This is a genomic window from secondary endosymbiont of Ctenarytaina eucalypti, assembly GCF_000287335.1.
Lineage (GTDB): Bacteria > Pseudomonadota > Gammaproteobacteria > Enterobacterales > Enterobacteriaceae.
On sequence record NC_018419.1, the window covers coordinates 1,040,349 to 1,062,568 of the forward strand.

9 protein-coding genes, 6 tRNA genes, 1 rRNA gene and 1 pseudogene are annotated in these 22,220 nt (G+C 41.8%); 1 reads left to right on the forward strand and 16 read right to left on the reverse strand.

The features are described 5' to 3' along the window. Positions 1 to 123: 123 nt before the first annotated feature. A complete protein-coding gene (gene tsf / locus A359_RS02920; protein WP_014888369.1) occupies positions 124 to 981 on the reverse strand; it encodes a translation elongation factor Ts in 858 nt (285 codons plus the stop codon). A gap of 116 nt (positions 982 to 1,097) precedes the next feature. Continuing rightward, positions 1,098 to 1,823 (reverse strand): 30S ribosomal protein S2, encoded by a 726-nt coding sequence (gene rpsB, locus A359_RS02925; protein ID WP_014888370.1) that lies wholly within the window; start codon positions 1,821 to 1,823, stop codon positions 1,098 to 1,100. A 333-nt stretch (positions 1,824 to 2,156) separates the two neighbouring features. Here rpsB and map point away from each other — a divergent pair, with 333 nt between their 5' ends. Beyond that, positions 2,157 to 2,945 carry a type I methionyl aminopeptidase gene (gene map, locus A359_RS02930; protein WP_014888371.1) on the forward strand — a complete coding sequence of 263 codons (789 nt, stop codon included), beginning with the start codon at positions 2,157 to 2,159 and terminating at the stop codon, positions 2,943 to 2,945. A 1,005-nt stretch (positions 2,946 to 3,950) separates the two neighbouring features. Here the strand turns inward: map and truA are convergent. The 14 genes and pseudogenes from truA to ptsI form a co-directional block, all read right to left on the reverse strand. Then, complete coding sequence (truA, locus tag A359_RS02935; RefSeq protein WP_014888372.1) at positions 3,951 to 4,736, reverse strand: tRNA pseudouridine(38-40) synthase TruA; 786 nt, start codon at positions 4,734 to 4,736, stop codon at positions 3,951 to 3,953. A gap of 2,135 nt (positions 4,737 to 6,871) precedes the next feature. Beyond that, complete coding sequence (locus tag A359_RS02940; protein ID WP_044104556.1) at positions 6,872 to 7,999, reverse strand: 4-phosphoerythronate dehydrogenase; 1,128 nt, start codon at positions 7,997 to 7,999, stop codon at positions 6,872 to 6,874. Positions 8,000 to 9,849: 1,850 nt separating this feature from the next. Next, the gene (gene queC, locus A359_RS02945; protein WP_014888374.1) at positions 9,850 to 10,545 is read right to left on the reverse strand and encodes a 7-cyano-7-deazaguanine synthase QueC; all 696 of its coding nucleotides are present in this window, start codon (positions 10,543 to 10,545) and stop codon (positions 9,850 to 9,852) included. A gap of 451 nt (positions 10,546 to 10,996) precedes the next feature. Beyond that, a tRNA-Pro gene (locus A359_RS02950) sits at positions 10,997 to 11,073 on the reverse strand. A gap of 88 nt (positions 11,074 to 11,161) precedes the next feature. After that, positions 11,162 to 11,248: transfer RNA gene (locus A359_RS02955), tRNA-Leu, on the reverse strand. A gap of 14 nt (positions 11,249 to 11,262) precedes the next feature. Further along, positions 11,263 to 11,338, reverse strand: a tRNA-His gene (locus tag A359_RS02960). A 61-nt stretch (positions 11,339 to 11,399) separates the two neighbouring features. Further along, positions 11,400 to 11,476 (reverse strand) — tRNA-Arg (locus A359_RS02965). A gap of 1,396 nt (positions 11,477 to 12,872) precedes the next feature. Continuing rightward, positions 12,873 to 14,279, reverse strand: a complete 1,407-nt coding sequence (gene dnaB / locus A359_RS02970) for a replicative DNA helicase (RefSeq protein ID WP_014888375.1) — start codon at positions 14,277 to 14,279, stop codon at positions 12,873 to 12,875. A 1,825-nt stretch (positions 14,280 to 16,104) separates the two neighbouring features. Then, a tRNA-Ala gene (locus A359_RS02980) sits at positions 16,105 to 16,180 on the reverse strand. Between the two features lie 64 nt (positions 16,181 to 16,244). Then, positions 16,245 to 16,321, reverse strand: a tRNA-Ile gene (locus tag A359_RS02985). 63 nt (positions 16,322 to 16,384) lie between these two features. Then, a 16S ribosomal RNA gene (locus A359_RS02990) occupies positions 16,385 to 17,926 on the reverse strand. 317 nt (positions 17,927 to 18,243) lie between these two features. After that, positions 18,244 to 18,837 (reverse strand): D-glycero-beta-D-manno-heptose 1,7-bisphosphate 7-phosphatase, encoded by a 594-nt coding sequence (gmhB, locus tag A359_RS02995; protein ID WP_014888377.1) that lies wholly within the window; start codon positions 18,835 to 18,837, stop codon positions 18,244 to 18,246. 1,035 nt (positions 18,838 to 19,872) lie between these two features. Further along, positions 19,873 to 20,411 (reverse strand): annotated as a pseudogene (crr, locus tag A359_RS03000) (PTS glucose transporter subunit IIA). 40 nt (positions 20,412 to 20,451) lie between these two features. Further along, positions 20,452 to 22,179 (reverse strand): phosphoenolpyruvate-protein phosphotransferase PtsI, encoded by a 1,728-nt coding sequence (gene ptsI / locus A359_RS03005; protein WP_014888379.1) that lies wholly within the window; start codon positions 22,177 to 22,179, stop codon positions 20,452 to 20,454. Between the last annotated feature and the right edge of the window lie 41 nt (positions 22,180 to 22,220).

Genomic DNA, 22,220 nt, shown 5'->3' on the forward strand with positions numbered 1-22,220 from the left:
CCAATATTATCGTATAGCATTAACCTAGTGCTGTGTCAGAGTAAAATTAGGGAAGTATATGTTATAGATATTATTTTGGCTTATTGAAGGGATGTTACCTATAGGTGATTTTACGATACCGCATTAACACTGTTGCTTTATTTCAGCTACTTCAGCGGCGAAGTTAACCGCCGCTTTCTGAATGCCCTCACCGACCTCAAAACGAAGGAAATGATTCACTCTGGCGCCGTGTTCATTTAAAACGTGCCCCACGGTCTTGCTCGGTTCCATAACGAATTGCTGGCCAGTCAGAGAAAGCTCATCAATGAATTTACGCATACGACCTTCAACCATTTTTTTTGCGATTTCAACTTTTTTACCGGACTGCATAGCTATTGCTAGTTGAATTTTATGCTCACGGGATATCATGTCGGCCGGTACATCATGTCCTGTCATATATTCTGGATTGCTAGCGGCGATGTGCATCGCGACCTGCTTCAAAAGTTCTTCGTTCGCGTCGGTTCCAGAAACTATGACACCAAGGTGCAGCCCATGCAGGTAAGAGCCGATGAGTTGCCCCTCTAGAACACCCATCCGGCGGATGCTAATGTTTTCACCAAGCCTAGCAACGAGGGCGATACGTTTTTCTTCAAATCTGGCCTTTATTTCCTCAAGATTGGGTATGCGTTGTTTCAGTGCAAAGGTGATTATTGCTTCTCCAAGGGACCGGAATGCTTTATCTTTGGTAACAAAATCGGTTTCACAATTCAACTCGATGATGACTCCGTATTTTCCGTCTGGCGAGATTTGATTAAGGATAAGGCCTTCAGCTGCAATACGACCGGCTTTCTTGGCAGCTTTCATCGTGCCTGATTGGCGCATATTGTCGATAGCTAGTTCGATATTTCCCTTTGTTGCAACTAGGGCTTGCTTGCACTCCATAATGCCTGCGCCAGTACGTTCACGCAGGTCTTTAACCAGGGCAGCGCTAATATCGGGCATTATATGTTCCTCGTTATTCCGTGTTGTAGAGAAGCTAAAGAAGAAGGTTTGTAATAGGCCCTGTAAAGCATATATTGTAAGATTAGTTACGCGGGCGCGTCTTCACCTTTTTTTGATTATTCAGATTCGATAAAGTTTTCTTCAGTTTTCCGCGTCAGGTCTTGAGAACGGCCGGCGCGTACAGTATTTGCAACGGCGGTCAGGTAGAGCTTAATTGCACGAATGGCGTCGTCATTGCCTGGGATCACAAAGTCTACACCGTCGGGATTAGCGTTTGTGTCAACGATAGCGAAAACTGGAATGCCCAGATTATTGGCTTCTTTAATAGCAATGTGTTCGTGTTCCGCATCTATAACAAACAGCGCATCTGGAAGCCCTCCCATGTTCTTGATACCGCCAAGGCTGTTTTCTAGCTTAGATAGTTCACGCATGCGCATCAGCGCCTCTTTCTTGGTTAGTTTCTCGAAAGTACCGTCCTCAGACTGCATTTCTAGGTCTTTTAAACGCTTGATAGACTGACGAACTGTTTTCCAATTGGTCAACATTCCACCCAACCAGCGATGGTTAACGAAGAATTGATCACAGCTCTTTCCCGCTTCTTTGACCGCTTCAGTTGCAGCACGCTTAGTGCCGACAAATAGGATTTTACCTTTTCGAGCAGCGAGTTTGCGTAAAGCAGTTATAGCCTCGTTAAACATTGGTAAGGTTTGTTCTAGGTTGATGATGTGGACTTTATTACGGGCACCGAAGATGAAAGGCTGCATTTTTGGGTTCCAGTAACGGGTTTGGTGACCAAAGTGAACACCAGCCTGGAGCATGTCACGCATGGAAACAGTTACCATGATAAAACCTCTAAGTGGGGGTAGGGTTATGCCTCCGGGTATCAACACATGTGACTGACTCCGACTGTTAGGTCGGAGTCAGTCACATGTGTTGATACCCGTTTTGAATAGCACAATTAAATTTAGTTGCGTTGAACAACACACGACCTAAAAACCGGATCTTATATCAAAAAATAATTTATGCCATAAATTACATAAAGATTCCACAAAACTTTATTCGTAAGATAAAAAATCATCATTTGGAACTCAAAAGCTGTACTGATATTATTATGCTACTTGTTTATTTATCTTAATATGATCTTATTGATTTTTTCGCCGATTGTGGATCTTTACATGCCCATTCCTATCAAAACATCAGACGATATTGCTAAAATGCGCGTTGTCGGCCGGATGGCCGCTGAGGTGCTAGAAATAATTAAACCTTATATTCAATCTGGTATAACCACTGGAGCGTTAGATCGTTTTTGCCACCAGCATATTACTGAAAAACAGCAAGCTGTTGCTGCGTCACTCGGGTACTACGGATTTCCGAAATCAGTATGCATTTCGGTGAATGAAGTGGTGTGCCATGGTATTCCAAGCTATGAGAAAAAACTGAAAGATGGTGACATTCTGAATATTGACGTTACGGTTATTAATGATGGTTTTCACGGGGATACCTCAAAGATGTTTATCGTCGGTAAACCGACCATTCTTGGCGAAAGGTTATGCCGGGTAACTCAAGCAAGTCTGTATCGAGCTATCAGCATGGTGCAGCCTGGCATACGTCTTCGTGCTCTCGGCCAAGAGCTTCAGCAGTTTGTCGAAGCGGAATGTTTCTCGGTGGTACGTGAATATTGTGGCCATGGTATTGGGGAAGGCTTTCATGAGGACCCAAAGGTGCTACATTATGCTGGCGATGATAACGGCGTGGTGTTGCAGCCTGGCATGGCATTTACTATTGAGCCTATGGTCAATGCTGGCGACCACCGTATACGGACTATGAAAGATGGATGGACCGTAAAAACAAAGGATCGAAGCCTGTCAGCACAGTATGAGCATACGGTAGTTGTGACCGAGGATGGCTGCGAAATTATGACTTTACGTACTGATGAGCAGTTTCCGGCGCTGATCCACCACTAGCTTCCTTAAGATTTTTTTATCCGCGCCTATATATTAGGTAGCCGGGGCACATTTTAATAAAGCGGAGATTATACAAGGTGCATACAGCGCTACTGCGCTATGTATGGTTACACAATGGCGGCGGATGAGATGATTAGTTAATATACTACCCTACAAAGGGGGAGGAGGTCGGTTTTATCCTGCACTGCTATTTATCTAGCCGTATGATTGTCTTAAACTTCTTTTCTAAAAGCAAATTAGAAGAATTTAAGAAAGCATCTGATTGTTAATCAGCTTCATATATGTTTCTTGCGTTAGTATTTGAAGAAGACTATGTAGTGAAAATTGATATAATGCCGCTCTCTTGTAAAGGAGCCTAGGGATTGATAGAAAGAGGCATTCTAGATTAGATACCCGACTCTATATCGCTAAACGGCTCTTGACAACCTGCTCGCTATAGCTAAGCTTTATTAGATGATACGCAAGCATGCTATTCATGCTATGACTGTGAAGTAGAGGAGGGAGATCTTTTTCAGGAAAAGAAGTTTGAACAAAAAAATTTTTTTAACTGGCTAGAGCTGCTAGAAGAGTTATGATTTCACGATATGAATGGCCCGTGATGTTCCTAGCAGGGCTATGTTGTAACTGTGCAGTTGAACCAAGCGATTTATGCAATCGTAAAATTATTATTTAGTCATTAATACCCAACTATAGCCTATAAGAAATTATTTTTCTGCTGAGATTTGTTTCTGAAAAAGTATTTTATATAAAATATTATATTTTTAGATAAAAATCTAGTCTTTTTGCAGAAAAATTCCCCGCGTGTAAACAATAAGAAGCCGATAAGCTGGGGCGGAAAAAGTGCGACTAGTTAATGTGTTGAGCAAAATATCATTATGGATAGCGTAACTACTTATACTCTGCATGCGTGAGCGGTTTTTTAGATCAACGAGAGATCTGCAGGATACAACTTGATAATATATTGTATGTAGTAATTTTGGTAAAGCTATTTTGTATAGATGAGAATTACTCCATCATCCCTAATGGGCCTGACATCGGCATCGGTAGCGCTAAATGCGATGGATATTCTACTGCCGTTAGATACAACCCATCTGCTTTTGCGGTAGCGCCTCCTTGCCTCCGGTCGCGGCAAGCCAGAAGTTCGGCTATCCAGCCTTCCGGTTGGTTTCCACATCCCACTTCAAGTAGGCTGCCTACAATATTACGAACCATATGATAAATAAAAGCATTTGCTTTAATATCAACTACCACATATAGCCCTTTTCTATTAACGTGTAAATAGTGTACGTTACGATAGGCAGTGCGAGATTGGCACTGAAGGGCGCGAAAAGAGGTAAAATCGTGCTCTCCTAGTAAACATTGTCCAGCACGTGCCATAGAGGACGCATCGATGGGACGGTAATAGTGAGTCATCCCACGGACGAGTAACGCTGGTCGTAAATGATGATTATATATAATATAGCGATATCGTCGGGCGATAGCGCTAAAACGCGCATGAAAGTCTTCCGGCATGGGTGCCATCCATCGTACGGCGATATCGGCGGGCAAGTTAGCATTGACGCCACGCGTCCAGGCATCTTCTGACCTGCAAACCCGAGTGTCGAAATGAACAACTTGTCCTGTGGCATGCACGCCAGCATCAGTACGTCCGGCTGAGTAAACGGCGATAGCTTCATTGGCTACTGTTGATAGTGCGCGCTCAAGACAGTCCTGAATGCTCGGTACTTTCTTCTGGCGCTGCCAGCCGTAATATGCACTACCGTCATACTCAATGCCGAGCGCTAGCTTCACTGTGCTATCATCGACTACCGCTGGTAGTCGCCTCGTATATCTATTAAAGCGGAATGCCGGTTGGGCAGTCAGCGTGTACTGGTCTCGACAATTGCTGTCGCTCTAGTTAAGAGAAACGCTATCAGCGTTTCTCTTAAGGAAACGGTATCCGCCATTGAGTAGAAAGACAAGATATCAGGTATGTTATAATCTTGATATAGATAATACATCTTCAGAGTATCCTACCTGAGATATATGCTACTCGCATGGGATGGCGAAAAACGTGTCCTGCAGGGCTACCACTTGTCTAGGCATATGCGCCGCGCTTGTTTCTGTCGTCAGTAGTCTATTCGGTTTTTCAAGACACACCTGAAACGCATGATTGCAAAGAATTTACTTCTACACGCTACAGCCTTAAAGTTTGCATCCTTCTCCCTGATCATCCTATATTTTATGCACAGCCAATGATCAACGATGCTAGCGATGCCATGATCGCGAATTATCTGCTATGCTAACAGCAGCAACTAGAAGAATTGTTGATAATCAAGCAATGCCGTTATTAATAGTAGTTTAGTTATTGAATAGGAGATCGCTCGTTCCCGATAAATACTCTACTGCTGGTTTTCATACGTTAGGAAAAGATGGTCATACCGTTGATTAGATGGTTCGGACATGCGAAAACGGCCGGAATTCTTACTAGCATCATGTTGTTATTGCCTTGGTGTCATAGGGCGCATCCTATGCGGTTCTTCTAGGGAAAAAATTTCTAACATAGACAACCAGAGCGTTCCTGTTTTCTCTGCGGAGAGCAAAGCATTGAGGTATGGGGGTTTAGGTCAATAACGTTAGTGTCGTCTGGAAAGCCACTGAAATTACTTTCCTAATCTGCAAACCATTTTTGATGAACCGCTCGGTTCAGTGGTGCGGAGTATATTCTATAATAAAAAATATTTCTAAATAAACATTGTCTTCTCTGTTGATCTTTGGTATTAATTCAGAAACTTTGCTCATTTTACCTAGATGGGTTAAAGTCTCGTTGTGATCACTTATGCTTTGTCTCCGGTTATTATAATACCCAGTGTAGTTCTCTTGCTGTCATTAGTATTCATTTATGATGTTTTATGAGATGAAGAAGAAAATATAGAAAATAAACGGTATCTAAGGTCTTATTAGTGTCATAAATAGAGTGCGATGTTGCGGTCACTGAATCTTGAGGTGTTCAATGGCATATAAGTAAACTGTATTTAGTTAGATTCTTCTACGCTGTTTTCACTATGCAGAAACTCTTTTAAAAGAATCTTTAATCCTATCCGTGCAGTGAATTAATGGATGTGCATATTTTAAAAATATTCAATGAGATAATATTAGCACAGACTGCGTTTTAAATAAAACGTACTTGTTACTAATACTACATCATAGATTTTATTTACCCATGAAAGAATAGAATGCTGTTTGTTATGCCTTGTGAGAAAGGTAGGCGTCACTTTACCGACAACATAACATCCACAGATAAAAATAAAGACAGGATGATCCTGAATACTATTTGTATATATGCAAAAACTACGTTGTAATAGCTTTCAGATAGAGTAGTGCCTAACACTAACGCTGTTTTCTCTTTTATGTAGTAGATAAATCATAGGTTGATAACTTTTTTGCATCAAGATCACTCAGGATATGTTCTTGACGCTTAGAGGTGGCAAGAAAATTAAGTGCCTCTCACATTTGTTCGAAAAATACATGGATGTTGCATGAATGATAATGTTTGTTTATTAAATTCAATATATTGTTTTGTGTACGTGGCTTGTGCCTTGCGTGTGAATGCGTCATTTGTAGATTACTGCCCTTCGGGGGGTCAGTCAAAAGCGTAGACATTAAAATATAGAATAGAATGAAATTATTTTCAATAAAAAATTACTCGCATTACCTTCTATATTAGAAAAGCATTTTGAGTAATTATCATTTCATGTATGTTACAACGCGATATTTTTTATCACCAGTCTAATAGACCTTCCTTTATGACATAATTGTCTGGCTCAGGCGCAAGGCTAAGGAAGCGATCTCGAACATTCGGTAGTAAGAAACGCTCCTCCCCCGGGATACCAGTTCCGACCCCTTAGCAATTTTATCAAGCTGCAGCGCCTATCTATTTTTTGCATTTAACCAGCACGGCTGGACGGGATCGAAAACCCTAGTTGGCATAGCATATCAGTGCTGGTGTCCGTTTTTACGCAGAGCGATGACCATTCTCGACGTTGATCATACTGTTTACGCAAGCGATCAAATGCACCTGGTAGACTAGCCATTCGCCGTAACTGGACATCATCATGCCGAACATCATAGACTAGATTTGCTAATAGGAGCAGGGCTGCCTCATCAATGTCGCCGTGTAGGTGTATAGACCGCATCGCAGATGGCAGCAGTATCGCTAGGTTTGCACGGACCTCGCTGCCGATAAAGGCGTTGTACGCATCAAAGATTTGCGCAGCACCGCGTGTCTTTCCTTCTAGTGTATAACCGGCTATATGGGCAGTACCAACATCAACAAGGGTCAGTAGTGGTAATGACAAGGCCGGTTCTGACTCCCAGACGTCCAGCACCACTCTCAGGGGCTTGCCTGCTACTAGCGTTTTCAGCAATGCATCATTATCTATTACAGCCCCCCGACAGGTGTTAATGATAATGCAGTCATCCTGAAGTGCCTCGAGAAGAGCCTCGTCTACTAGATGCCAGGTTGCATTCCGGCCGTGATGGGTCAGTGGTGTATGAAAAGTCAGTATATCTGCTTCCTTTACTAGCTGTGCTAGTGACTGCCAATGTCCCAAAGTGCCTGCTTCCGCGAGCGGCGGATCACATAACAGGGTACGAACGCCGTACGCATGTAGACGCCGCTGAAGAAGACCTCCGACATTACCAACTCCGACAATACCAACCGCTTTGTCGCGTAGAGCGAAACCATCCCGCTGAGCTAGACATAGCAGTGTGGAGAATACATATTCTGCTACGGCAATCGCATTGCATCCCGGAGCCGCGGCAAAACAAATTCCGGCCTGTTCTAACCACGCTGTATCTACATGATCTGTGCCGGAGGTAGCGGTGCCCACAAAAGTGATCCGGCTGCCGCGTAGTAGGGTACTATCGACATGGGTCACTGAGCGCACTATGAGTGCGTCAGCCTGCGCTAGCATAGGCGAAGGAATATCCCTGCCGTTTACCCGATCTACATCTCCTAATCGACCGAAAAGGGATTCGGCGTAGGGTATGTTCTCATCTACCAGGATTCTCACATTAGGCTCCGGCAGGACAATGCCATAAAACGTTAAGAAAGAAATATTTTGCCACCGAAGACGAAAGAATCTTAATCCTATCACGTGGGCAAAAATCATGGGTAGCATAAACTAAAAAAGTGTTTAATAAGTCATTAAGGTAGAGCGCTAATTACTCGGTTCAAAAATAAATAAATGTGTTTTTATTGAAACTGGTGACTCTGAGTTAGATGTGCTGATATTAATACCTCTGAATATCATAAAGTTAGTAAAAATGCATGCTCTCGATTCGGTGATAGGATCACTATCTGAATTTTATAATCTATTTTATTAAAAATTAAAAATGTAGCAATATTTTGAAAAATCTCATGCGATACATTTCGAGATAATCTTGCGATGGAAAAGTAAAAAGTTACACAGTAGCGGTAGGTAGTGTACTAACCATCAGATTACTTAAGTAACAGGGTTTTCTCAAAGCATCAATAAAAGTGTTAGTTATTGCTGAATAGATAGAGAAATGGTTTTTCAGGCGTTAATGATCGGCATTCTATTCAGGCTTATCGCGAGCAAGATGATTTAATGATAAAATGAGTGATGAATTTTTTTTGAGCGATGCTGAGATTCGTGGACTTAATGTTTCAACCTATTGCATTGCTGATATGATTCAAGACGAGTCTTGGGTCATTCCGCGACTAGGGATATTGAATATAAGAATATAAACATTAAAGCAAGGTAAAAGCTTTGATGTAATAATTGATAGCACCCCACTAAAAGGGGCTGAAGAAGGTCGACGGCCAGTCTAGGAGGGTAATGTTAAAAAAATCGAGAGTATGAAATAATTACCATCTAGTAGTAGGCAGTGTGACATATAAAATTCTTTATATCGACTGATTGCACAGTACTACTAATAACCCAGGCTCTGTTGGATGTTATAAAGAGTAAACCGTCGGAGTTTTTCGGACTCCCTAGGCTTATTATAGCTCCCTATGAGAAGATGAGCTCTTCTGTAACTTTTTCGAACAAAAGACCTCAGATCTTACAGAAAAAATTTGAAAATATCACGCATGCTATCTTACGAAATGCTCTGATTGCTTAGTTATAAATCTGAACCGCTTCAGTAGTAAATGATACTTAGAAAACATCACAGGTGATGACTGGCGTTTATTGGTTCAAATACTGGTCCATCAGTCGTCAAAATCCTCTTAAAAGGCAATCTGAATCTATGAAGAACTATGGTTCACGTGTAGATGAGACGGTGGAATAGTCAATTTTCTTCATTGAACTCAGTTATTGAGTACATACCTATACTTGTACGTATCGCGTAATAACAAGATCTTTACCGGACTGCCTTAGTTATCAGCGTCTGTCCTTGATGTAATAGATGCTTTTTAAGATACCATTGTACATGGTAGTACCATTGCGAATGGTCTCGCATCTTTTACTAAATTGCATTCAGTCAGGATAGAGCGCATCGTACATCTTAAATGCGCATGGTCAGGGACCCGGCATGCAGTCGATGTATGCTCATGCGGTCTTTTATAAAGTAGCATGTAGTATTGTTAGTATAAAAAAATTATTTCAACAACCATTGTGATTGCAATAATGCCCGCAATCTTCCTTATTGTACCGATTGAAAATTAAGCGGACACTAATGCTCCACCAGGCCTTGATGATAATTAAGTACAGAAAGCAGCACAGATCATTTAGGCATGTTGAATATTAAAAAAGCAAAGGAAACTTTCCTAACCACGACAGCTAGGATTATGGGTTGCCTAATCAAGGTAGAGGCTAAGTGAGGTCTTTTATGAGAGTGCTTGATGCCTAATAAACCCACTGCGACTCAGCGGGAGCTTGCTGATATGCTCTTCTTTTCATCGTAGCCCAGTTTTTGCTTTCAGTGCAGCCATAACTGAGTCTGGTTTAGCGTAATACGATTCCAGCCCTCGCGCGCGTAAATGACAGGCTGCGCATTGTCCGCATCCATCACCCCGTATACCGTTGTAGCAGCTCATTGTATCATAACGTACACGCTCAAGCTGATGATAATAATCTGCTAGCGCCCAGGTTTCAGTTTTATCTAGCCACATAAGTGGAGTGACGAAATGTAATTCATATGCTAGACCGAGATTGACAGCGTTATTTAGGGCTTTAATAAAGTCATCTCGGCAATCAGGATATCCTGAGAAGTCCGTTTCACACACACCGGTTATTATTGTGCTAGCATTGACCTGATAGGCGTAGACAGAAGCCAGTGTCAAAAATAGAATATTGCGACCAGGCACAAAGGTACTAGGTAGCCCACTGCTTTGCTCTTTATAATTTGGTACCGGAATATAATTTCGGGTTAGACTACTAACCGTCAGTGCGTTTAGCGTTGTAACGTCAATGACCTCGTGCGTTTTTGCGCACAACTTTAGTGCTAGCTCGCGAGCAACAGTGATTTCTATTCTATGGCGCTGGCTGTAGTCGAAGGTGATACAATGCACTTCATCGTACTGACTTAAGGCCTGAATAAGGCAAGTTGTTGAATCTTGTCCGCCGCTAAACAATACGATAGCTCGTTTCATGCGTTGTGGTGACTCTTTAATGTAGTGTTAAGAGAGGGATGTTTTTATTAGTGTAAGAAATGAATAAATTTCTTGAACATAAGATTATGTACTGAGAGCGTATACAATAGAATGCATTGAAGATGACAATTATTCTGAATTATATATCTTATGAAAGAAAAGTAGTGATTGTTTATTTAAAAAACCTAGAAACAGTAAATACTTATCACACGTTAATGAACAAAAGAGAAATCATGACGGCAATCACTAAATCAACCACAGTCTAACCACGCTTGGCTTTGGTCGTATCGTCGTACGCAAGAGTGCTGAGGAGGTTGAGCCTTTGGGTCTTAAGTAAAAACTGAAATAAACCGCTACGCCTTATTAAGCTTTTTTAAACATGATTAGTTTTCATTACGCAAGAATTTTATGATCAATGCTAGAGACTTAGCAATAAAATTTTATCAGAATATGGTCGGCGAGAGAGGATTCGAACCTCTGACCTACTGGTCCCAAACCAGTTGCGCTACCAAGCTGCGCTACTCGCCGATATTATCTTCTTCTACGTCTTCCCTCATCATACTATATCAACGGGTTTTAGAGCATTAGCGGGGCAGGAGTAATAATAATGAAAATGTGGTGCGAAGAGAGGGATTTGAACCCTCACGTCCATTAAGACACTAACACCTGAAGCTAGCGCGTCTACCAATTCCGCCACCTTCGCATGTTCACTGAGAATGGGGTGACTGATGGGACTCGAACCCACGACAACTGGAATCACAATCCAGGGCTCTACCAACTGAGCTACAATCACCATTACTAATTAAGCTTACAACGTAGAATAAAAGATAGCATGAGTTCTACTAATCAAGGTATGGCGCGCCCACCAGGGTTTGAACCTGAGACCTCTGCCTTCGGAGGGCAGTGCTCTATCCAGCTGAGCTACGGGCGCGTATCTAACTTTGATAGAATCATACTATGTGAATGACGAGCCGCCTGTCTAGTGATTTTTCAAAGAAATAATGTTTTTGATTATCCTGTACGGAATTAAGTCGTCGGTATATCCAGTGTAAGCCCCGCTTGCAGGTGAGGAAAACTAATCAGCACTAATAAAATCGCAGTCACGCTGCAAAAATATATACATTAGCAGGCGGATCTGATGCTGGAAATACGGCATTAAGATGTTATATAATAAGTATATATTTTTTAAATATAATAGAGTTAGCTATGAGCGAATTTATACTAGAACAAGTATTTCGCAATGAAATTAAGTCTCGCTATTACTAAAAAAGTAATCTGTCTTAGCATTTTGAGTATTAACATTATGATGTTATCAACGACCGGAGATAATATTATGTTTCGCACTATCTACTATTTAAAAGTATTGACGTCCTGCTCTGTGTTGTTGATATCCGGCTTCCCTAAACTCTCCCACGATCTTATATCAAGCAGTTTCAGGCTGTTTTGACCCCATCTCAATAACTATATGAGCCGTTCAAAACTGATTCAAGCTACTTATGACGATTAAACATAACAGCGCTTGATTTTTTTAATTAGGCGAGAAAGTGATTGTACATAGTGCTTATCGCATAGCGATCATTCCTTGAAGTTCATGTGGTAGGCTTATCCGATAACTACAGAGATTGCTTTTTAAAAAATCTGAAAGACATGCATTGGTTCGAAGCAGGAATAAAATAAAATATTTTTCTCCATAAAACTACGGAGACAGAAAACTGATTTCTTACGAAACGGATGAAGACTTATTTATTTCGAGACAAGTATCATCATAGATGACGATCATGTGATATAGCGCTTCGATGATTTCTATAGACCTTACGAATATTTTTTTTGCTTGATTTTTAAACTCATCTCTCTTCCCATCTGGGGATAGGACTCTGAATCTTTATTCAGAAAGCAAGAAAAGATAGGTAAGATTATTAAAAATATTTTCATACATAGTTTAATGACCTATATTGAGAGAGCTAGGCTAAAGGTGATTGAAAGAATAGCACACGAAAGTGTAGGAGCTGAATATGAAAGAACGAAAAATTATGGAACCAATGCTTTTCTATGGCAGATAGCAGGAGGCTCAACATTATCTATTCTAATTAATAGCACAATAATACCACTGACATATATGTTTTAACAGATTTAATAAAGACAATGCATCAAATAATCTGAGTTGCATCAAATGAGAGACGTTACGATAGAGGTGAATATGATCATGCTCCTCCTGGTTTGAAAAAAGAACTGAGGCATAAAAAGATCATGATAACAATATAGAAATATTTATAAGCATCATCTAGTCTGCGTGATGATCGAAAACAGAAAAGATCTGATAAAATAAATTATCTATCATTATATTCTGGGCCTGCATAATTATCAAATCGTGACCATTGTCCATTAAAGGTTAATCGCAGGGCGCCAATGGGGCCGTTACGTTGTTTACCGAGAATAATTTCAGCCGTTCCTTTCATATCACTATTCTCGTGATATACTTCATCTCGATAGATGAACATAATGAGGTCAGCATCCTGCTCGATTGAACCGGATTCGCGCAAATCGGAGTTAATAGGGCGTTTATCAGCGCGTTGTTCCAGGCTCCGGTTTAGCTGCGATAGCGCTACCACCGGCACCTGAAGCTCTTTAGCTAGGGCTTTCAGCGACCGGGATATTTCTGCAATTTCCAGGGTACGGTTATCCGACATCGCTGGTACCCGCATTAGTTGGAGATAGTCGATCATAATCAGACTGAGACCATCGTGTTCACGGAAAACCCGGCGAGCTCGCGATCTTACGTCTGTTGGAGTCAGGCCTGATGAATCATCGATATACATATTGCGTTTTTCTAGTAAAATAGCCATTGTGCTTGAAATACGTGCCCAATCTTCATCATCAAGCTGTCCAGTACGAATTCGGGTTTGATCAACACGCGAAAGCGATGCCAGCATGCGCATCATGATCTGCTCTCCAGGCATCTCGAGGCTAAAAATTAGCACCGGTTTGTTCTCAGTCATGGCAGCATTTTCACATAAATTCATAGCAAAGGTCGTTTTTCCCATGGAGGGACGAGCGGCGACTATAATCAAATCCGATTTTTGCAAGCCAGCTGTCTTTTTATCTAGATCCAAATATCCGCTAGATACCCCAGTAACGCCATCATGTGGCTTCTGGTAAAGTTGCTCGATGCGCGCTACCGTACTTTCAAGAATACGGTCAATGCTTTTCGGACCTTCATCTTTACTAGCCCGGTTCTCCGCTATCAAGAACACTCTTGATTCCGCTAGGTCCAGTAATTCCCCGCTACTCCGTCCCTGTGGATCGTAACCAGCATCGGCAATTTCATGAGCAACGGCAATCATTTCCCTGACCACGGCCCTTTCTCGTACAATATCGGCATAAGCGGAAATATTCGCTGCGCTAGGGGTATTTTTAGAGAGCTCAGCTAGATACGCAAACCCGCCAACAGCGTCTAATATTTTTTTTTGTTCGAGAGATTCTGAAAGAGTGATGAGATCGATAGGCTTTGCTAGCTCTAAGAGACGCTGCATCTCTTTAAAAATAAGACGGTGCGGGCGGTTAAAGAAGTCGTTACCAGTCACTCGTGCAGCGACATTATCCCACCGTTCGTTATCTAGCATCAAGCCGCCTAATACGGACTGTTCTGCCTCCAGTGAGTGGGGCGGCATCTTTAGGTTTTCTATCTGACGGTCAAAGGGGGCATGTGCTTTATGAGACGGTTTTTTTTCTAACATGAAAGAGTACTGTACCTATTAAGCGGTCGTTTGATAAAGGCACATTGTATCCCCTCTTAGGGCGAGATCCTATTCGCTTTAAAAAACAATGATGTAATTTTTCTGTTTAAAAATTTTGATTAATCTTTGTTGATTATTGCAGACATAGATGTTTTTAGAGAATAATCAAAGTCATGTTAATCGGCGATGAGGCATTCGTGGTATATGCTAATCATCTCAATCATATTGCATATCATGCGGTGAAGCCTTCTGATTTTGTATTTCAAGTAGTAACGATTGCACTTCGAGGTCGGCAATACATCTATTTTTTCAGAACTATATACATTGTTTCTGATGTTGTCATATTAATGGTTTTACGAATGACTGAGTACTTAAATGCGATTTATTGGGGCCCTGCCCTAGTGTTATATGTTGTGTTTTTCTTATTATGCGACTTCTGAAGTTCTAGTGGTTCTTATGGGCCATTTATCAGTACTGTTAAAGGTTGTATTACTGTTTATTAAAAATACTAATAATTTCCTTAGAGTTGTTATAGTTTTTGGACTATACGCATTTCAAACTTGTTTTTTAATACGATCCTGAGCGTTAAATATCAGTATGCTTGATCTTTTTTCTTGAGATAACACGGTGTGTTTTTTATAAAAAGAATAGAAAGTATAGTTTTAAAGGTTTTTATTAAATTAGTTTGCATCATGCTGTTTTTATGAGAATGTAGTAGTATTGGGTGCACCTTCTTCGGTGTACTACAGCTTTTTTCCTTAACTTAATTACATTTAGTTACAGTGATTAGTGAATGCGCGGACTAGAGTGCATAATCCCGAAGGGGATGTCTAGAAACAGTCAAAAACATGTGAACCTCTGCACTAGTGCATTGAAAAATGCATCAAATTTACTATACTACGAATTAATTATCTGAGTTTAGTTTCTGTTAACCTGTAGGTAGAGTAGTTGTTTATCGAAATAAAGCAAGCGCCTCAGAATGGTTTCGCTAACATCACTTTAGTTGCTTCCTCTTAAAAAGCAGTAGGGGATTTTTAGATAGTTCATTGTTTTTCTGGTGACAGATACCATGCGTTAAATAGAAAAACTTTTTAATTTCAAGAAATCTGTCGTTAATCTCTTATTGTTTTTAATTCAGTCATTCTTCCTGCGGCGCTACTCATTCAATCTTTTTCGGTTTTCATGGATGGGTATATTGTGTAAAAGGTAACGCTAATATAGAGCGTAATGTAGGTGAGGGCGTCCTATCGGACTCTCATGAAGTGACTGACATATAATATCGAACTATAGATTCTTTAAAAGAGAATAAGACAGCTCTAGTACGATGCAATCCATAAAATCCGTCTGCAACTACTGCCAGCCAAGGGATCATGCATCGCATTATGCTAGTACCGGTTGAATTGTATCGCATGCGATACTTGACGCAAAATAAGTAAAATATTATTTTTTCAGTCAGCCTGCTTTGTGCAAGACTGACTGGTATATGTCGTACGTTGGAGTATCATACATGCTGGGTTCCAGGTGGTGTATTATTAAAATATCATTTTTTTCTATTTGTTAACCTTAACATGGTTTTTGTTCTGGTTTTGTGTTCAGCATCAACCGGTAAGGGGTTGCGCCAGGCCTGTACTTTCAGATTTCCCTTAGAGGAGTAGTGGAGATGATCTTAGCCGACATCTTATAGACTATAGCGGCGCAATCAGGAGCAGGAATGCTATATTGCCATTTTTTGACATTGAAAGACTTTGTGATAAAAGGTTAGACTGGTAGTGATATGATGTTTTGGAATGATTCAATGAATAATCTTGCATAATTATGCAGGTCATGGTGGAGCTAAGCGGGATCGAACCGCTGGCCTCCTGCGTGCAAAGCAGGCGCTCTCCCAGCTGAGCTATAGCCCCAATAGATCTTTTCCATTTTTATCTACTACTAATTAGGATACATGCGAGGCATTGATGCTTTTACTGGTAGGCCTGAGTGGATTCGAACCACCGACCTCACCCTTATCAGGGGTGCGCTCTAACCACCTGAGCTACAAGCCTATAGGATTTTATGGTGTTATCAGACAATTTGTGTGGGCACGTCACTTAACATATCGCTAGTGTTAAGGAGGTGATCCAACCGCAGGTTCCCCTACGGTTACCTTGTTACGACTTCACCCCAGTCATGAATCACAAAGTGGTAAGCGCCCTCCCGAAGGTTAAGCTACCTACTTCTTTTGCAACCCACTCCCATGGTGTGACGGGCGGTGTGTACAAGGCCCGGGAACGTATTCACCGTGGCATTCTGATCCACGATTACTAGCGATTCCGACTTCATGGAGTCGAGTTGCAGACTCCAATCCGGACTACGACGTACTTTATGAGGTTCGCTGGCTCTCGCGAGGTAGCTGCTCTTTGTATACGCCATTGTAGCACGTGTGTAGCCCTACTCGTAAGGGCCATGATGACTTGACGTCATCCCCACCTTCCTCCGGTTTATCACCGGCAGTCTCCTTTGAGTTCCCGACCGTATCGCTGGCAAAAAAGGATAAGGGTTGCGCTCGTTGCGGGACTTAACCCAACATTTCACAACACGAGCTGACGACAGCCATGCAGCACCTGTCTCAGAGTTCCCGAGGGCACCGAGGCATCTCTGCCAAGTTCTCTGGATGTCAAGAGTAGGTAAGGTTTTTCGCGTTGCATCGAATTAAACCACATGCTCCACCGCTTGTGCGGGCCCCCGTCAATTCATTTGAGTTTTAACCTTGCGGCCGTACTCCCCAGGCGGTCGATTTAACGCGTTAGCTTCGAAAGCCACGGCTCAAGGCCACAACCTTCAAATCGACATCGTTTACAGCGTGGACTACCAGGGTATCTAATCCTGTTTGCTCCCCACGCTTTCGTACCTGAGCGTCAGTTTTCGTCCAGGGGGTCGCCTTCGCCACTGGTATTCCTCCAGATCTCTACGCATTTCACCGCTACACCTGGAATTCTGCCCCCCTCTACGAGACTCTAGCCTGCTAGTTTCAAATGCAGTTCCCAGGTTAAGCCCGGGGATTTCACATCTGACTTGACAAACCGCCTGCGTACGCTTTACGCCCAGTAATTCCGATTAACGCTTGCACCCTCCGTATTACCGCGGCTGCTGGCACGGAGTTAGCCGGTGCTTCTTCTGCGGGTAACGTCAATCCATAATGTTATTAACATTATGGCCTTCTTCCCCGCTGAAAGTGCTTTACAACCCGAAGGCCTTCTTCACACACGCGGCATGGCTGCATCAGGGTTTCCCCCATTGTGCAATATTCCCCACTGCTGCCTCCCGTAGGAGTCTGGACCGTGTCTCAGTTCCAGTGTGGCTGGTCATCCTCTCAGACCAGCTAGGGATCGTCGCCTAGGTGAGCCGTTACCCCACCTACTAGCTAATCCCATCTGGGTTCATCTGATGGCGTGAGGCCGTATGGTCCCCCACTTTGGTCTTGCGACATTATGCGGTATTAGCTACCGTTTCCAGTAGTTGTCCCTCTCCATTAGGCAGATCCCCAGATATTACTCACCCGTCCGCCGCTTGCCGGCAAAGAAGTAAACTTCTTTCCGCTGCCGCTCGACTTGCATGTGTTAGGCCTGCCGCCAGCGTTCAATCTGAGCCATGATCAAACTCTTCAATTAAAAGCTCGATGCTTAAAGAATTAAAACGCGTATTCGAACGAATGTTTGTTTTTTAGTCTTTAAGACTTGATATTTCCTGTATTGATATTGTCTTGTGAGTGCCCACACAAAATGTCTGATAAATTTTTAAAGAGCGGTTTTACCTCTAAGCCGTTGGGGCCTGAGGTGCTCAATAATATACTTTTTTTATTCAGTGTCAAGATATTTTTCTTGTTTCTGAATTGCTTTTACCCCTGATGCTTATCACGTAACTTATGCACAGATTAGTATCATAGGAAGGTAGATTAAAATAGCAAGAAATAGCATTAATTTTTCAACTAATAGATAAAAGATGCATTATGTTTTATTTTCCGCTTTTTAATTTCAGTTGGCAACGAGGATAAGGAATCAATGACCCAATCTGCCTCAGCCCTGGCATGCTCTACTAATAAAGCTTTTTTACTGCAAAGCAATACTCGAGTTCCAACACCAGCCGCTTTTCCAGCAAGCATATCGTCTAATTTGTCTCCTACCATATAAGAAGCAGCCATATCAATATGCAGATAGCTTTGCGCTTTTAGCAACATCCCAGGTTTCGGCTTCCGGCAATCACACTCCTGGCGTAATAATTTTACTTCTGCTTTCGGATGGTGAGGGCAAAAATAGATAGCGTCTAGATGAACGTCAAAGTACGCCAATGATTGCTTCATGTATGCAGTTAAGCGCATAAATTGCTTTTTACTAAATAAACCACGAGCTAGTCCAGATTGATTAGTGACTACGATAAGGGCAAAGCCAATTTTTTTTAATTCTTGCATGGCTTTGATTACGCCATCAATAAATTGAAAATTATCAATCTCATGTACGTAACCTGTATCAGCGTTAATCGTACCATCACGATCTAAAAAAATTGCACACACAGGCCGTGTCACTGCAACGCTCCTGATTACACGTAAAATTTAGTTATCGTATTTTTTGATATCAGGATAAGGTCATTATAACGCTGAATACAAATCAATAAAATAATAGGGTTATATGCTGTGCTATTTGTTAAAATTAATTTTTGTTAGAGTTGCATCGCGAGTCATCGATTCGCTATAATGCATGCATTTATTCAGCATAATATTAATATACAGTAATATTATTCTGAATAAATGTATAGTTAAATAAGAAATTGGATCTTTGAGAGAATAATTTTTTTCATGAATCCCGTTCAAAACAGCTGAGCGCCGTGATCCAAAGAATATCCTGCTATCGTTCCTAAGGAAGGTCCCGTAACATCCAGTTACGCTTGTGTAGCTGCTGTTTTGTTGCGTGAGAGATTATTGACACAGATCAGTTTACCTCTTGCGCTGATAAATGAGGGAACAGTAAAGATTTTTATTTTAAAAACCATTTATCCGGATGCTTCATATGACTGTGTCCGAAAATTGCAGCCCAGCGCAAGACTCATTCATTGACTAATGATCATGCAGTGTATTGATGTTGTGATGCGAGCTTTTCCTATCTTTTCAGAATGAGGAAAGAGACCGCGAAGGAAGCTTATTAACATCTTTAAAGTTTTATAAATCGAGATCAAAAATATCCCTAACACTCTCGACGCATAATCAAACATTCATTTTATCATTAGTATATTAGCGATCCCTGGTAAGTTAAAAGTAACCTCTCACGCTTCTCAAGATTGGTCTTGTTTTTCGAGGCATTAATGTTGCCTCATGCATCTAGATTCTCAGATAACTAGTCCTAGTTCAGGGTATTATTTCAAATAAGCTACTTGCTGATTTTAAGCTTTATTTGCGATAAAAAACTAATTTTGCAGCATGCCGATACAAAATATTAAGATGAGATTAAGCCTCTATTCAGAGGCATCGGGGCAGTACATGGAGTGGTTGCTAGGAGAAGCTTTTGGAGCGCTTCGCTTATACTTGATGATGAGGTTATGTATTTATTTGTGCCCCTCTTTATGTTCACCCGGTGATACAGGCAGAGGCCTGGTGATTTTTATGGATACGCATGATTAAGGTTTCACCTACTACAGCGCTGCCGGAGAATTTTAATAGTTCTTTGATTTCATTCATGTTGGAAATCACCACCGGCGTTAGGGTAGACTTTGTTTTTTCTTCTACAATGGACAAATCAAACTCGATAATAACGTCACCTTTTTTACACTTTGACCTTCTTTATCGATGCGGAAGAAGCCTTCTCCTTTTAGCTCAACCGTATCGATCCCGAAATGCACGAATAGCTCAATACCAGTGTCGGATGTTATGGAGAAAGCGTGATTCGTGTCGAAAATTTTACCGATCGTGCCGTTTACTGGGGAAGACATTTGATTACCGATAGGCTTGATGGCTATCCTATCTCCCACGATTTTTTCAGCGAAAACTACATCAGGAACATTTTCAATGTTTACAATGTTCCTTGAAAGAGGGGCAACTATTTCAATGCTGCCCGTATATTGAGTGCAAGCAGAAACGAGAGATTTCAATTTATTGAAAAAACGCATGATCTGCTCCTAAGTTTTTATATCGGCAAGTGTTGTGCAATTAGCAAAGCATGTGTTCTTCAATGAATTCATTTACTAGAGTCATTAATTCTTTTGCTGTTGGTTGCGCTAATGCTGTTTCTGCTAATTTTTTTGCATCATGAAAATTGATATTACGAATAATTTTCTTAATGCGAGGTATAGAGATAGCGCTCATGCTGAATTCATCTAGTCCCATCCCCAATAACAGTAGTGTAGCACGTTCATCTCCCGCCAGCTCGCCGCACATGCTGGTCCATTTTCCGGCAGCGTGAGACGCATCAATAACTTGCTTGATTAACATTAGCACGGCTGGAGACATGGGATTATACATATGAGAAATAAGCGCGTTACCACGATCGACTGCAAGAGTATACTGGGTTAAGTCGTTTGTCCCAATACTAAAAAAATCGACTTCTTGGGCTAGATGACGCGCAATCACTGCGGCAGCTGGTGTTTCTACCATCACTCCGACTTTAATATTTTCGTCGAAGACTCGTCCCTCATCACGGAGCTGCGCTTTCAATAGTGAAAGTTGATCTTTCAGTGTGCGAACTTCTTCTACAGAAATAATCATTGGATACATGATACGTAGTTTTCCGAAGGCTGAGGCGCGTAGAATCGCTCGCAACTGCGCATGAAGGATGTCTTTACGATCGAGTCCGATACGGATAGCACGCCATCCGAGGAACGGATTCTCCTCTTTCGGTAGCTGCATATAAGGTAAATCTTTGTCTCCGCCAATATCCATTGTACGTAAGATAATCGAGCGGTTGAGCATGGATTGTGACGCGGCCTTGTAGGCTTGGAACTGCTCTTCTTCACTTGGCAATGAATTACGGTCCATAAACAAAAACTCAGTGCGATATAGCCCGATGCCTTCTGCGCCATGGCGTTCAGCACCCACTATGTCTCTCAGGGTGCCAATATTAGCGCAGATTGACACCTGATGCCCGTCAAGCGTGACGGCCTTTAGGTTTTTGAGTTTGTTCAGTGCACTTTTCTCTGCAGTGTATTGATTTTTTAGTGCTTGCAGTGCTTTAATCGTTGATGCTTCAGGATTAATGTAAATTCGGTTGTTAATGGCGTCTAGAATTAAATAATCGCCATTAACGACTTGGCTGGTAATGTTGCCTGTACCAACTATAGCGGGGAGTTCCATCGAACGTGCAATAATAGAGGAGTGCGAAGTTCGCCCTCCTAGATCTGTGATAAAACCTAAAACTTTATCCATATTTAGCTGTGCGGTTTCTGACGGTGTCAAATCTACTGCTACCAGAACCGCTTCCTGGCTAATGGGGTTCAGATCCAGAATTGGCATAGCAAGAATATTGCGCAATAAACGTTTACCAATATCATGGATGTCGGTAGCGCGTCCCTTAAGGTATTCATCGTCGAGCGCCTCAAGCGCTGCGGCATGCGCTTGGATTGTTGTATGAACGGCTGCATCTGCGCTGGTGAGTTCATTTTTGATACGGGATATGATGTCTTGCTCAAGCTCTTCGTCTTCTAATAACATAATATGGCCATCGAAGATACCTTCCTTTTCTTCACCGAAAATTTTATCCGCTTTATTTTGTATTTCTTTTAGCTGCGCAGCGGCTTTGGCTCGCCCGGTAAGGAAACGCTTTATCTCCACCTCGACCTGGTCTGGAGTAATTTTTTCCCGGTTGATCACAATCTCCTCGTCCCTTAGGAGGCGCACTTTACCAAAGGCGATACCTGGTGATGCTACAATACCTGAAACCATAACCCCACCTTACTCATGATAGATATTAACTAAAATCCGGG

Bases quoted from the DNA above. Each gene is read 5' to 3' on its own strand.
- tsf (WP_014888369.1), bottom strand. From the start codon at position 981: ATGCCCGATATTAGCGCTGCCCTGGTTAAAGACCTGCGTGAACGTACT.
- rpsB (WP_014888370.1), bottom strand. From the start codon at position 1,823: ATGGTAACTGTTTCCATGCGTGACATGCTCCAGGCTGGTGTTCACTTT.
- map (WP_014888371.1), top strand. From the start codon at position 2,157: ATGCCCATTCCTATCAAAACATCAGACGATATTGCTAAAATGCGCGTT.
- queC (WP_014888374.1), bottom strand. From the start codon at position 10,545: ATGAAACGAGCTATCGTATTGTTTAGCGGCGGACAAGATTCAACAACT.
- dnaB (WP_014888375.1), bottom strand. From the start codon at position 14,279: ATGTTAGAAAAAAAACCGTCTCATAAAGCACATGCCCCCTTTGACCGT.
- ptsI (WP_014888379.1), bottom strand. From the start codon at position 22,179: ATGGTTTCAGGTATTGTAGCATCACCAGGTATCGCCTTTGGTAAAGTG.